The following is a 13,298-nucleotide window of genomic DNA, read 5'->3' as shown; positions in this document are numbered from 1 at the left end:
AAAGTGTGGAACGGCTGGATCAGAGTTCCCCAACACACCCAGTCCGGTCCATCGGACGTCTTACGTCGTGGTGGTCAATAGGCGATGGCTGGAACGGCCATTTGGCTGTCCTCGCAATCGGGCCCGATCATCATGGTGGTGCCGGGCGCTCGCATCTGGCTGCCGCACATCAGGGCCACTTCGGTCCGGTTGCGCAGGTGGAATTTGCGCATGATGTTGCGAATATGAACCTTTGCGGTGCTCTCGGAAATGTTGAGGGCATGCGCAATGATCTTGTTCTGCTTGCCCTTCTGAAGCAGGCTCAGGACATCCATCTCGCGGTCTGTCAGGTTGAGGTGGATATCGGAACGCAGACGACGCTCGGGCTGCGGTTTGGGCGTATTCAATGGCTGCTCCGCCAACAGGGCGGTTGCGTTCGAATAGGCGGTAGGCCGAGCAGGCGTTTCCTGGCGCGGTGGCAGCGACAGGACCTGCCGGATCGCGCTTACCATGGCATTGAAGCCCATCGAGGCGGTGATCCAGCTGTGGACGCCGGCCTCGTCCATCAATCTGCCAATCGAAGGATCGCTGTTGTCGGTGACCACCAGCAAAGGCAGCTTGCCGATGCGGGCTTGCAATTGCTGGATGACAAAGGCGATGAAGAGCGGATCGGTGCTGCGCTGTACCAGGCTCAGTATGGCGAGCGAGGCTTGCGGGCCACCTTCTCCGGGAGAGCCCATGATGCGGACGTCGATATCGTCGGCAGCTTCTTTGAGGGCATGTGAAAAGATCTCGCCCAGCAGGGGGCGACTCTCGATCAGCAGGACGACTTTGCGGTCTGCAACAGTCAGAACGCTTGGTTCCGTTTGTCTGTGATCATGGCAGTCCAGCATGTCATTGCAGGTGACGTGATGACTCATGATTTGGCCTCTTGAAAATTCTGGCGTTACTTCCTCTGCAAGTCTTCTTGTGAGTTAGGCTTTCATCCTAATACGTCGTTAGGATGCGAGCCATTACACTTGTATGGCTGTTCTGCGTGACAGGCCTGAACGGCCTGTTGTCTCACACATCCAGCTTCGTCGTCCGCCACGAACTTCTTTGCCGCGGAGTCCGAAAAGTAAAACGATTCACGAATAATAGGATGCCAGAATATTGATCATCGCGATGTGTCATTTATCTCACAGAAACGACTATTCGCGAAAGTCTTTTGGGATTAATCCGAAAGGGACCTTCCCTATCGTCAGCCCAAAAAGGTATCATATTGAGGCATAAGGCGATTTCCACCTTCCCGGTTCGTGTAGGCAGGTTATATTGAGGGTGGCGTGAATTCGCCGTGATTTGAGTGAAGTTTCCGAATACGATGAAGAAACTTTAATCTTCGAAAATATCCTCTCAGTTCTGTATGTATAGGCGAATATGTTTTCTTTCTATACGAGGCACCAGGCGACGCTCTTCGATATGTCACGCGGTCGTTTTGCTGGTGGTTGACTACCACTGTTACCCCTTTCGAGCCTTGTTGGCGAAAAATAGGTATGGAGTTCCATTCGTTCCATTCTCGCAACAAGCAAGACGAAATCTATTGTTTCGTACGGCAATGACATGCGTGACGGTTGCCTTCGCGGCGATTTGCCCCCATCTAACCGCAGACGAAGCTTTCCAAGCGGGTAGGAATGATGAGCAACGATGCTGCCGGGACCAACGGCCTGATCAAGGATACCACCACTCAGACCTTCATGGCCGACGTGATTCAGGAATCGATGAAGCAGCCGGTGCTGGTCGATTTCTGGGCTGAATGGTGCGGTCCGTGCAAGCAATTGGGCCCCATTCTCGAGAAGACGGTGCTAGCGGCCAAGGGCAAGGTCAAACTGGTGAAGATGGATATCGACAAATATCCGCAAATCGCCGGGCAATTGGGGGTGCAGTCGATTCCCGCCGTCTTCGCCTTCTCCAAGGGCCAGCCCGTCGACGGCTTCATGGGCGCTATTCCAGAAAGCCAGATCAAGGAATTCATCACGAAGATTGCGGGCCCGGGCGGCGATCCGGACACGGAGGCCATGCTGGCCGAGGCCGAGGCCTTGCTGAACGAGGGCGAGGGTGCGGCGGCTGCCCAACTTTTTGCGCAGATTTTCGAACAGGATGCCGAGAATCTAAAGGCAATCGCTGGCCTGGCGCGCTGCGCGCTTGCCGCCGGGGAATTGGAACAGGCCAAAGCCACACTTTCGCTTACCCCCAAGGGCAAGGAGAATGATCCCCTCATCGCCAGCGCCCGGGCTGCGTTGGAGCTCGCCGAACAGGCCAGCGATGTCGGCGATCTGCAAGGGCTGGCCCGCCAGGTGGAAGCCGATCCGAAGAATTTTCAGGCCAGATTCGACTATGCCCTGGCTTTGGTTGCCGCCAATCGGCGTGAGGACGCCGTCGACCAACTGCTCGACATTGCCCGGCGCGACCGCAAGTGGAACGATGACGGCGCGCGCAAACAGCTTGTGCAGTTCTTCGAGGCCTGGGGCCCGATGGATGAGAACACCATCTATGGCCGTCGCCGGCTGTCGTCGATCCTGTTCTCATAAATAGTGACGCGCGCCGCCAGCAGGCCGTAAGATATTGTTGGGGGATCGCAGTCGCGGCCTCTTGAGCAAAAAAGCGTTCAAGCGTGAACGCTCGTTTGCTCTAACTTTTTGTCTCGACGCGTTTTTGCGATTCTGGGTGGTTCCGTCAAATCGCAAAACGCTTTTGGTCGTTTGAGGAATGGCAGCCGATGCATCCCTTGTTCAAGACGGAGGCGGATCTGCCTCCCGTCATTCCGGTCTTTCCCCTGGCAGGTGCGCTGTTGCTGCCTCGGGGGCAACTGCCGCTGAACATCTTCGAGCCGCGCTATCTCGCCATGATCGATGATGTGCTGAAGGGGCCACGCCTGATCGGCATGATTCAGCCCGAGGACGAGGATAACGAGACCATGCCGCGCCTGTTCCAGGTCGGCTGCATCGGACGCCTCACTCAATTTGCCGAAACAGGCGATGGGCGCTACCTCATCCAGCTCACCGGCATCTCGCGCTTCAAGGTCTTGTCGGAAGAGACGGTCCCGACGGCCTATCGGCAATGCCGCGTCACGGCCGAACCTTTCGCCGTCGATTTCACGCCGCGTGCGGGCGAGGAAGAGGTCGATCGCAAGAGCCTGATCGATACGCTGCGCGCCTATCTGGCCGTCAACCGCTTCCAGGTCGATTGGAACGACATCCACGAGGCCTCCAACGAGGCGCTGGTCAATGCCCTGTCGATGATGAGCCCGTTCGGGCGGCGTGAGAAACAGGCGCTGCTCGAAGCCTCGTGCCTGCGCGAGCGCGCCGAGATCCTGATCGCCATCACCCAGATCGAACTGGCCAAGAGCGGCGACGGCTCCGATACGCCGCTGCAGTGAGAGTGAGTGCCGATGGCCACGCCGACGCCGCATCGCCCGCCGCCGCTGACCGACCCGAAGCTTTTGGAGCTTTTGGTCTGTCCTCTGACCAAAACGACGCTGGAATATGATGCGGAAAAGCAGGAGCTGATATCGCGCGCGGCCAAGCTCGCCTATCCCATCCGTGAGGGTTTCCCTATCATGTTGCCCGAGGAGGCAAGAATTATCGAGTAAGGACGGGTTACCGAAAGGATCGGGCCGGTCTCTCGAGCCATCTTGCCCGCTAGAGCAAAGCGCGATTTCTCCGAATCGCACTTTTTCTCTAACCCTTTGTTCCGACGCGTCTTTGCGATTCTAGGTGACTCGGTCAAATCACAAAACGCTTTAGCCGAAAGGAAGACGCAGAGAATGTATGACAGCCGCCTGCCGGAGCTCCAAGAATCGACACAGGAACCGACCCTTCTCGGTGCCGCCTCCATCCCACGTGAGGATTGGGATCGTGCACCATGGAACCGCTGGTCGTTCCAGCATGTGCGGGAGCTGGTGCCGACGGCGCAGGTCTGGCGCGGGACTGGCCCGGCGACTCCGCTGCCGCCCGCCTTGCAGGACATAGACGGGATCGCCTTCGAGAGCGACGGTCAGCCGGCGACGGTCGGAAGCTTCTTCGAAGCGAATTACGCCGACGGTCTCCTGGTGCTGCATCGCGGCAAGGTCGTGGCCGAACGCTATTTCAACGGTATGACCGGCCATAGCCAGCATCTGTCGCAATCGGTCGCCAAATCCGTGGTTGCCACGGTCGCCGGCATTCTGATCGGGCGGGGCCTGCTCGATCCGGCCGCGCCGGTCACCTATTATCTGCCGGAGCTGGAGGCCACGGCCTATCGTGGCGCCACCGTGCAGCAAGTGCTCGACATGACGACCGGCGTCGTATTCGACGAAACCTATACGGCGCTTGATTCTCACATCGCCAAGATGGACGTGGCCAGTGGTTGGAAAGCACGCAAGGACCCGAGCTGGCCTGCTCATGTCTTCGAGCTGATCCTGCAGCTCCAGGCCAGTCAAAACGTCCATGGTGCCATATTCAACTACCGCTCAGTCGAGACGGATGTGCTGGCCTTCATCCTGCAGAGCGCTTCCGGCCTCAAGCTGCCCGAACTGGTGAGCCGAGAGCTATGGGCGCCGATGGGTGCCGAGGAGGACGCCTATTTCACCGTGGATTCCGCCGGCTACGGTCTGGCTGACGGCGGCTTCAACGCCACCTTGCGGGATTATGCGCGCTTTGCACTGCTCCATCTCGGGGGCGGGGAGATCGCCGGCCGGCGTCTTCTGCCTTCCGCCTGGCTTGAGGACACCCGCTTCGGCGCCCGGCCCGATCTGTTCCAGGGCGTCTACCGCGACATCCTTCCGAGCGGTGCTTATCACAACCAGTTCTGGATCGAGGATGTCGAGCGTGGCGCCTATATGGCGCGCGGCGTGTTCGGGCAGCTGATCTATATTGATCCCGTCGGCGAATTCGCGGCCGTGGTGCTGTCGAGCTGGCCGGAATTCCTGCACGCACCGCGGACGCGCGCCAGCCTGGCCGCCGTCCGGGCGATTCGCGAGGCCTTGGCGTAAGCGGCATGGACCATGCGGCTGGAATCACGTTGCGCCCGGCCCACGCAGGTGACGGGGCCGCACTGTTCGAGGTAACCCGTCGATCGGTGCTGGGATTGGCGGGGAGCCATTATTCGGCGGCGCAGCTTGCCGGGTGGATGGGGGATCGCGACGCGACTTTCTATGAGGGCGTTATCGCGCAGGGCGGTGCGGTGGTGGTGGAAAAAGCGGGCTCGATCGTCGGCTTCGTCGACGCCGAAGCCGGTGAGGTGACGCGTTTGTTCCTGTTGCCGGAGACGGCGGGAGCCGGGCTGGGCAAGCGCCTGCTCCAGGTCGGCATTGAAACGGCGAGGGCAGGACATAGCGGGCCGATCAAGGTGGAAGCGACCCGCAACGCCGAGAGCTTCTATCGGCACCATGGCTTTGCGACGGTGCGGACCGGGCATTTTTCCCACGGTGTCGGTGGTGATCCGATCGAGATCGTCCTGATGGAGCTGGCTGCCAAGCCGGCATGAGCCATTTCGGAGCTGATTGCCGCGACCGGCACAGGCCGCCCCATCATCGTGTCTGAGATCGGCGAATCGTTGTCGTCAGGCAGGCAGCGTTGTCTCCGTCTGGCAGCTTGCCAGGAGCCAGATTCGAAAAGCCAGCATCGCAGGTGAAGGCTGGCGGGATTTGAGGTGGGTCAGCCAGTATGAACCGGCGTGAACCTCGATTTCGAAAGGGCGTACCAGCCGGCCCGTCGCGAGTGCATCGGAGAACATGGCAATCGGCAGCAGGCCGACGCCGATGCCCTGCGCGATCGCTTCGGCCATGGTGACCGAGGAATCGAAGACCACCGCAGAAGTGGTCGGACCGCTCGCGTGCGCCGCAGCGAACCAGAGCTGCCATTCATCCTCGCGATAGGAGCGCAGCAGCACTTCGCCGACGAGATCCGTCGGCTGACGCAGGCGTTTGGCGACCGCCGGCGCGCAAGCGGGCGAAAGTGGAGCAGGCATGAGCAGTATCGCCTCGGTGCCGTGCCACAAGCCGTCGCCGAAGCGGATGGCATAGTCGAGCCCGTCGCCGGCCAGATTGATCCGGTTGTTGTTGGTCAGGACGCGCAAATCGATGAAAGGGTGAGCCTCGCGAAAGGAATGCAGGCGCGGCAACAGCCAGCCGGCAGCGAAGGTTCCAACCACGCCGACCGTCACCACCTCGCGAAAATGACCCTTCTCGAAGCGGTCGAGCGTGGCGCCGATGCGCCCGAAGGCCTCGTTGAGAACCGGGACGAGGGCCTGGCCCTCCTCGGTGAGGGCAAGGCCGCGCGGCAGGCGACGAAACAGGCGCACGCCCAGGATCTCCTCCAGATTCTTCACCTGGTGGCTCACGGCGGTCTGGGTCACGCGCAATTCCAGCCCGGCACCGGTGAAGCTGAGATGGCGCGCCGCGGCCTCGAAGGCGCGCAGGGCATTGAGAGGCAGATGCGAGCGGATCATGTATCCCCAAATTTTTCTCAGGTCTGAGGCGATTTATCATCGTTTGTCGCCCGCTCAAGCTACCGCCATCCTGGCATTGAACATTGTAGGGAGTTGGCATGACCAGACGGAATTTCATGGTTGGGGCGGGTGCGACCTTGTTCTTGCTGCCGTTGGGCGGCACGCTTTCATCGGCCAGTTCCCCAGCCTCGTCGGATTTCGCAGCGGCAATCGGGCGGATCGAAGGCGGGGTGGGAGGACGTCTGGGCGTGGCCGCTCTCGATCTCAAATCGAACACGAGGCTGGCCTATCGGCCCGATGAGCTTTTTCCGCTCTGCAGCACTTTCAAACTGCTGGTCGCCGCCGCGGTGCTCGCCCGGGTCGATCAGGGACGCGAGCAACTCGCCCGTATGGTTTCGATCGAGGCCGCGAGGCTGCTGCCCAATTCGCCGACAACAGCCAGGCATGCCGGCGGACAGCTGACCTTGGCGGAGCTTTGCGAAGCAGCGATCACACGGAGCGATAATCTGGCCGGCAATCTCTTGCTGGAGGCCGTCGACGGCCCGGCCGGGTTGACCCGCTATCTGCGCTCGATCGGTGATTCGGTCAGTCGTCTCGACCGTTGGGAGCTGGAGCTCAACGAATCGCTGCCGGGAGATCCGCGCGATACCACCAGCCCCGCCGCCATGCTGGCGGACCTCAAAGCCCTGCTGGTCGCAGATGCGCTGTCGCCATTCTCGCGCAGCCAGCTCAATGCCTGGCTGAAGGCCAACAGAACCGGCGGTAGCCGGCTGCATGCCGGACTGCCTGCGGGATGGGACGTCGGCGACAAGACGGGAACCGGTGAGCGCGGTTCAACCAATGATGTCGCCATCGCCTGGCCGCCCGCCCGTCCGCCCCTTCTCATTGCCGCCTATCTGACCGATAGTACTGCTCCGGTCGAGCGCCGCGAGGCCGCCTTGGCGGCCGTGGCCAAGGCGGTGGTGGCGAGCCTGCCGGGCTGAGGGCGGTTTGGAGTGCGGACATCGCGACATGCCTTCATGTCGCGATGTCCGCTGGTGCCACCTTGCGAGCGCAGCGTTCCCATGAGGGGACAGGATGTCCGCGCTCCGGGCCGGGTTTCTGCACGATTTCTGCACGAACCGCCCATCACGCCGCCACGAGTGCTGTATCGCGGCTGAACATCGGTGAAGCAAGATGGAGGCCATGGAGGAACCCATGCCGATCGCATCCGCTTCGCCGGACCAGTCCCTGCCGACCCGCAACCGTCAACCTCTTCGATTGAGTTTCGTTCTGAAGGGCCTGGCCGTCATGGTGTTGGCTGCCCTTGCCGATTTTGCGCTGTCGGCCGGGCAGGCGCTGCCGCAGGTCGGCAGCATCATCGGCTTCCTGGCTTTCGCCTGGCTCGGAGCGCTGCTGACCTGCGATACGTTGATGCGTCGAAGCCGGGCCAGCCGCATCGCTGTGGTCGGCGCCAGCCTTGCGGGCTTTGCCCTGATCGTCGAGCCGAGCCTGCCTGCCGGCCTGCTCTTCCTGACGGGATTGGCACTGGCGCTGTTGCTGCCGCGCTATGGGGAATTCGGCAATGCGCTGCTCTGGGTCCTCCGCCTCCCGCTCTACGGCGTTCTCAGCCCGATGGCGGCCCTGATCGACACAGGTCGACTCGCGCGGATCATGCGGCGGCGCGGAGCCCTCGCTCTTCGCGGGATCGCCGGAGGCCTGCTCGTGGCGGGTTTCGGCTCGATCCTCTTCCTGCTGTTGTTCTCCGACGCCAATCCCTTGATCGGCCTGGGATTCTCTGCCTTGTGGAATGGGCTCGCCCTGCAGAGCGAGGGCACCGGCCTGATCTGGCATGGCCTGTTCGTCCTGGCGAGCGTGGTGGCGCTGTGGGCGAGCTTCAGGCCGCTGCGCCTGCGCCTCTTCGCCAGTGCCTCCGCCTACGCACCGTTGCCAATCCTGCCCGCCTGGCCCGGGGTGACGCCGGTGGTGATGGCGCTCGCCGCCTTCAATCTGGTGTTCGCCCTTCAGAATGTCTCGGACATTGCCTTTCTGTGGAGCGGTGCCAGGCTTCCTGAAGGCGTGACCTTTTCCCAATATGCCCATCGCGGTACGCAAGCCCTGGTTTTGGCAGCCCTGCTGGCGGCAGGTTTCGTGCTCATCTGTCTGCGTACGGGCTCGCCATTGGCGAGCAGGGCGGGCGTGCGCCTCCTGGTCTATCTGTGGATTGGCCAGACCATGCTGCTGGTGGCCTCCACCATGCTGCGCGTCATCGCCTATATCGAGGCCTATTCGCTGACCTATCTGCGTATTGCGGCCCTGATCTTCCTGTTCCTGGTGATGACCGGATTGGCGCTGATCTCATGGCGTATCGCCCGCCAGCGCGATGGCGTGTGGCTTGTAAACGCCAATGCTCTTTGCCTTGCCATCGTGCTCGGCGTCTGCTGCTTCATCAATTTCGAGGGTGTCATTGCCCGCTGGAATCTCGAGCGACGGGGATCGCCGCAAACCTTCGAATGGCGGCAAGATACGTCCTATGTGGCGAGCCTCGGCGGTACGGGCACACTGCTGGCGCTCAAGGATGCCAGCGTGGCCGCCGACGCAGCGCAGAGCCGTGATCTTGCCGAGTTGCGCGGGTTGAGGCAGGCGGTGCAGACCAGGCTGGAGGCGCAGCAGGTCGATTGGCGCCGATGGACCCTGGCCGGCGCCTGGCGGTTGCAGCAGGCGGGACCGCTGCCCGGTCAAACACTGCCGAACCCCACTTTGACACCTTCCCCTTGAAATGACATTCATCGCTCATGTCCCGCACCATTCTCATCGTCGATGACGATCCGCATATTCGCGAATTGCTGGCTTTCGCCCTTGCCAAGGCCGGCATGACCACGCACCAGGCCGGTGACGGCGAGGAAGGCCTGGCGAAGGCCCTGTCCCTCAAGCCGGACCTTGCCATCCTCGACATCAACATGCCGCGCATGGATGGGCTCGAAGTCTGCCGCCGGCTCCGGGCGCAAAGCGAGCTGCCGGTGCTGTTCCTATCCTCCCGGGACGATGAGATCGACCGGGTGCTCGGCCTCGAAATGGGCGCCGACGACTATGTGGTGAAGCCCTTCTCGCCCCGCGAAGTGGTGGCGCGTGTCGGGGCCATCCTCAAGCGGGTCGGCGCCAAGCCGGTCCAGGCGGCGCCGGCGTCGGTGCTGGCGCGCGGCCTGCTCAACCTCGATCCCGAAGGCTGGCAGACCCAATGGGACGGAGCATCGGTGGGCCTCACTGCCAAGGAGTTCCAGCTCCTGCAGATCCTGGCGGCGACGCCGTCAAAGGTCTTTTCCCGCGACGAGATCATCGACCGCCTGCACGGGCCGGGCTTTGCCATCACTGACCGCACGATCGACAGCCATATCCGCCATATCCGCCAGAAGTTTTCGGTCGTGGGTGCCGAGGACGTGATCGAGACCCGGGCAGGCATCGGCTATCGCATAGGCTCCTGCGCGGGCAAGGCGGCATGATCCTGCTCACCCGGTTGAAGGACGCCGTCAAGGCGCGCTGGCCGGCGCTGCGCCTGCGCTCGATCCTGATCGGCGTGCTGTTGTTCACCGCCTTGATGCCGGGCCTCGGCGCCATCTTCCTGCGGGTCTACGAAAATGTCCTGGTGCGCCAGACCGAGGCGGAGTTGATCGCCCAGGCTGCCGTCTACGACGCTGCCTTCGATCTCGCCTGGCCCGGCCCGAAGCCGCCGCCGGTGCCGCCTCCGACGGACAATGATCCGAACGAATCCTATCGGCGGGACGATGCGACGGCGGAGCCCTATTTCACGCCGGAGGCGCTGACGATCGATCTCAACACCATGCCGATCCTGTCCCAGCGTCCCTTGCCCATCGCCTCGTCGCAGCCGCCGGATGCGGAGGCGCTGGTGGCGGCCGGGGCGATCGCGCGGCTGATCGAGCAGAGCCGGCGTACCACGCTGGCGAGCGCGCTGATCCTCGACGCCAGGGGCACGGTGCTGTCGGACGGGCCGCTTCAGGGCCAGAGCTACGCCTTCCTGCCGGAAGTCCAGTCGGCCATCAATGGGCGCTCGCAATCGGTTCTGCGCCGGCGCGGGGATTATGCGCCGCGCTACGCTTTCGAAGTCTTCAGCCGCGCTTCGGCCATTCGCGTGCACTATGCCCGGCCGATCAAGCTGGGCGATCGCACCGTCGGCGTCCTCTTGCTGTCGCGCTCACCCCGCGCCCTGTTCCGCGGCATCTACGACGATCTTGGCAAGATTGCGCTCGGCTTCGGCATCATCCTCGCGGTGATCATCGGTTTGGCCGGCCTGTTGTCCAGGGCCATCGCCAAGCCGATCGAACAGTTGACGCAGGCGAGCGCCGAAGTCGGCCGTCATCTCGGCCGTGGTGGCGCCGAGGTGCCGCCGACCCCGGCAACTGCCACCATCGAGATCCGGGCGCTTTTCGACAATTTCCGGCGCATGGCCGTGGCCATCGATCTGCGCTCGCGCTATCTGCGCGATTTCGCTGCTGCGATGAGCCACGAATTCAAGACGCCGCTCACCGGCATTCGCGGGGTGCTCGAGCTTCTCGACGAGCACGGCGATACCATGCGCGTCGAGGAGCGCCGGCGTTTCATCGCCAATGCCGAGGGCGACGCCGAGCGCCTGTCGCGCCTGGTGGCCCGCCTGCTCGAACTCGCCCGCGCCGACATGGCGGACGAAAGCGAGGCCGTATCCACGCCTCTGGCCGATCCCGTGCGCCGCATCGCCGATGCCGGCTCCGACGACGACTTCAAGGTCGAAGTCGATCTCGATGCCGGCTTGCCCACCGTGCGTGTCCCGGCCGACGTTCTGGAAGCGGTATTGACGACGCTTGTCGAGAACAGCCGCCAGGCCGGGGCATCGAGGGTGACGATCTCGGCGGCGACGGTCGGGGACGGTCATCTCGATCTTCGGGTCGCCGACGACGGCCCGGGCATTTCCCCCCACGATCGAACCCGATTGTTCGAACCCTTCTTCACCACCAAGCGCGCCAATGGCGGCACCGGTCTCGGGCTGCCGATCGCCCGCTCCCTGCTCGCCAACAGCGGTGCCAGCATCGACTATGTCGATGAGGGTCCCGGTGCCTGCTTCCGCCTGCGTTTGCAGCGGAATGGGGTGGAGTGATCTGGGTTGAGTGTCGAGATTTTTCTAGAGCGTTTTGCTCTAGAAATGCGGGCCGATATCCATGCGCTGATGCAATATGCGGATAATGTCGATGATTTGCTCCATGCGGCGATAGAATACGATATGTGAGCCGACATTATATTTGAGATAGCCTTCCCGGATCTCGACCGGGCGGCCGGTTTTTGCCCCAGCGGCGAGCCCTTCGAAGGCTGCCAAAAGTGTACGAAAATAGCTATTCGGCTTGCTCGCGCGACCATGTTCGGAGCGTATAGAGCCAGATTTCCGCGAGCTCGCTTTCGGCCTGTTGCGTGAGACGATAGTGGCTGATTCTATTCGCCACGCTTATCTTGCAACCGTTTGAGGAAGACTTCACCGTCGAATGGTTTGGGAGGCCCGGACTCCTCACCGGCGATCAGGGCATCGCGCAGTGCTTTAAATCGCACTTCCTGCTCCTCAAGCAGGCGAAGGCCTGCACGTACGACATCACTCGCTGATCCGTAACGTCCAGTGTCGACCTGTTCGTCGATAAAGGTCGCGAAGTGATCTCCCAAGGAGACCGAGATATTGCGGGCCCTGTCTATATCTCCAAATCGATACCAGTATATATTATTTTTTGGTACTAGATCCTACCGATCGCGTTTCCCCGCGAGACGTTGAGACCCAAGGTGAAACCAGTTGCGACCCGGGTTCGTTCAGCACAGGATTGCGCGCACGCTTTCACCTTCAAATCTTGTCTGCATCTATCGTCCTCGGGAGGCCATTGCCCTCGAACAGCCGCTTCTCCGCAGCCAGGCCGGTGCCGACCAGATCGAAGAAGGCGCGGATGCGGGCAGTGTTCTTGAGATCGCCATGGGTGACGATCCACAATTCGCCCATCAGTTCCGGCATCGGTTCGGCGAGGGCGCGAGCGAGGCCGGAATCGCTGTCGCCGAGATAGCAGGGCAGCAGGGCAAAGCCGAGGCCGGCCTTGGCCGCCACCGCCTGGTTGACCAGGCTGTTCGAGCGATAGGCGGTGGCGTCGGCTGGCAGGTGCTGCACCAGCCAATCGGCAGCCCGAATGCCTGCCGTCCCTTCCTGCCAGCCGACAAAGGTCTGGCTGGCGAGGTCCTTGGCGGATGCGGCCGGCCCACCATTCGCCTCCACGAGGGTTGGTGAGCCGTAGAAGGTCCAGGCCATGCCGGCGAGCTTCCTGCCCCACAGATCTCCTTCCCGTGGCCGCACCGGGCGGAAGGCGATATCCGCCTCGCGCCGCGACAGGCTGAGCACGCGATTGTCGATGGCAAGCTCGACCACGATGCCTGGATGGATGCGACGGAAGGCAGCGAGGTGCTGCGTCAGCCGGCTATAGGCCAAGGTCTCCGAGGAGGTGACGCGCAGCCGGCCCGAGAGGCGATGGTCGCGGCCGGTGATGTCACGGTCTAAGGCCAGCGCCTCGTCCTCCATGCGCTCGGCGGCGACGGCCATGCGCTCGCCGGCCGCCGTCGTCTGGTAGACGCCACCGGGAAGGCGCTCGAACAGGCGCAGGTCCAGGCGGGCTTCCAGGGCGTTGAGGCGCCGGAAGGCCGTGGAGTGATCGATCGCCAGGGCCTTGGCCGCTGCGGTGAGGCTGCCGGCGCGCTGGATTGCCAGCACCAGGCGCAATTCGTTCCAGTCGTCCATGGTTTCCACATAGAATTGGGCTTCCACATAGCACTGCAGCGGCTTGCAGTCACGCAAGTACTGCTGGTGC

General features: G+C 62.5%; 14 protein-coding genes. 9 read left to right on the top strand and 5 right to left on the bottom strand.

The window, feature by feature from the left end; all coding sequences use genetic code 11:
* Positions 1–74: 74 nt before the first annotated feature.
* Positions 75–899 carry a helix-turn-helix transcriptional regulator gene (locus tag AB4037_RS10775; protein ID WP_441771518.1) on the bottom strand — a complete coding sequence of 275 codons (825 nt, stop codon included), beginning with the start codon at positions 897–899 and terminating at the stop codon, positions 75–77.
* 750 nt (positions 900–1,649) lie between these two features.
* Between AB4037_RS10775 and trxA the strand changes: the two genes are divergently transcribed.
* The 5 genes from trxA (at position 1,650) to AB4037_RS10750 (ending at position 5,481) form a co-directional block, all read left to right on the top strand.
* Positions 1,650–2,546 carry a thioredoxin gene (trxA, locus tag AB4037_RS10770; protein WP_434959835.1) on the top strand — a complete coding sequence of 299 codons (897 nt, stop codon included), beginning with the start codon at positions 1,650–1,652 and terminating at the stop codon, positions 2,544–2,546.
* 188 nt (positions 2,547–2,734) lie between these two features.
* On the top strand, positions 2,735–3,394 hold the full coding sequence (locus AB4037_RS10765) for an LON peptidase substrate-binding domain-containing protein (protein WP_434959834.1): 660 nt from the start codon (positions 2,735–2,737) through the stop codon (positions 3,392–3,394).
* Positions 3,395–3,406: 12 nt separating this feature from the next.
* Positions 3,407–3,607, top strand: coding sequence for a Trm112 family protein (locus AB4037_RS10760; protein ID WP_434959833.1), 201 nt, complete (start codon positions 3,407–3,409; stop codon positions 3,605–3,607).
* A gap of 174 nt (positions 3,608–3,781) precedes the next feature.
* On the top strand, positions 3,782–4,987 hold the full coding sequence (locus AB4037_RS10755) for a serine hydrolase domain-containing protein (RefSeq protein ID WP_434959832.1): 1,206 nt from the start codon (positions 3,782–3,784) through the stop codon (positions 4,985–4,987).
* Between the two features lie 5 nt (positions 4,988–4,992).
* A complete protein-coding gene (locus AB4037_RS10750) occupies positions 4,993–5,481 on the top strand; it encodes a GNAT family N-acetyltransferase (RefSeq protein WP_441771517.1) in 489 nt (162 codons plus the stop codon).
* Positions 5,482–5,556: 75 nt separating this feature from the next.
* On the opposite strand, the gene AB4037_RS10745 is transcribed toward AB4037_RS10750, so the two are convergent.
* Positions 5,557–6,444 carry a LysR family transcriptional regulator gene (locus tag AB4037_RS10745; protein ID WP_434959830.1) on the bottom strand — a complete coding sequence of 296 codons (888 nt, stop codon included), beginning with the start codon at positions 6,442–6,444 and terminating at the stop codon, positions 5,557–5,559.
* A gap of 98 nt (positions 6,445–6,542) precedes the next feature.
* On the opposite strand from AB4037_RS10745, the gene bla reads away from it, so the two are divergent.
* The 4 genes from bla to AB4037_RS10725 all read left to right on the top strand — a co-directional run bounded on the left by bla (position 6,543) and on the right by AB4037_RS10725 (position 11,569).
* Complete coding sequence (gene bla, locus AB4037_RS10740; protein WP_434959829.1) at positions 6,543–7,427, top strand: class A beta-lactamase; 885 nt, start codon at positions 6,543–6,545, stop codon at positions 7,425–7,427.
* A 214-nt stretch (positions 7,428–7,641) separates the two neighbouring features.
* Positions 7,642–9,201, top strand: a complete 1,560-nt coding sequence (locus AB4037_RS10735; RefSeq protein ID WP_434959828.1) for a DUF4153 domain-containing protein — start codon at positions 7,642–7,644, stop codon at positions 9,199–9,201.
* A 17-nt stretch (positions 9,202–9,218) separates the two neighbouring features.
* Positions 9,219–9,923: a response regulator transcription factor gene (locus tag AB4037_RS10730; RefSeq protein WP_434959827.1), complete on the top strand. Its 705-nt coding sequence runs from the start codon at positions 9,219–9,221 to the stop codon at positions 9,921–9,923.
* The gene (locus AB4037_RS10725; protein ID WP_441771516.1) at positions 9,920–11,569 is read left to right on the top strand and encodes a sensor histidine kinase; all 1,650 of its coding nucleotides are present in this window, start codon (positions 9,920–9,922) and stop codon (positions 11,567–11,569) included. The genes AB4037_RS10730 and AB4037_RS10725 overlap by 4 nt, the downstream gene beginning before the upstream one ends.
* A 39-nt stretch (positions 11,570–11,608) precedes the next feature.
* Here the strand turns inward: AB4037_RS10725 and AB4037_RS10720 are convergent, their stop codons facing one another.
* From AB4037_RS10720 to AB4037_RS10710, 3 genes are all read right to left on the bottom strand, one after another.
* Complete coding sequence (locus tag AB4037_RS10720) at positions 11,609–11,785, bottom strand: type II toxin-antitoxin system RelE/ParE family toxin (protein ID WP_441771515.1); 177 nt, start codon at positions 11,783–11,785, stop codon at positions 11,609–11,611.
* A gap of 113 nt (positions 11,786–11,898) precedes the next feature.
* Entirely contained in the window at positions 11,899–12,150 is a 252-nt protein-coding gene (locus AB4037_RS10715) for a type II toxin-antitoxin system ParD family antitoxin (RefSeq protein ID WP_441771697.1), read from the bottom strand.
* A gap of 142 nt (positions 12,151–12,292) precedes the next feature.
* The gene (locus AB4037_RS10710) at positions 12,293–13,255 is read right to left on the bottom strand and encodes a LysR family transcriptional regulator (protein WP_441771514.1); all 963 of its coding nucleotides are present in this window, start codon (positions 13,253–13,255) and stop codon (positions 12,293–12,295) included.
* Positions 13,256–13,298: the final 43 nt, after the last annotated feature.

Origin of the sequence: Labrys sp. KB_33_2, assembly GCF_052114505.1 — a bacterium.
Taxonomy (GTDB): domain Bacteria; phylum Pseudomonadota; class Alphaproteobacteria; order Rhizobiales; family Labraceae; genus Labrys.
Note: the sequence above shows the minus strand (reverse complement) of the source record. Positions and strands in the feature narration are given on the sequence as shown.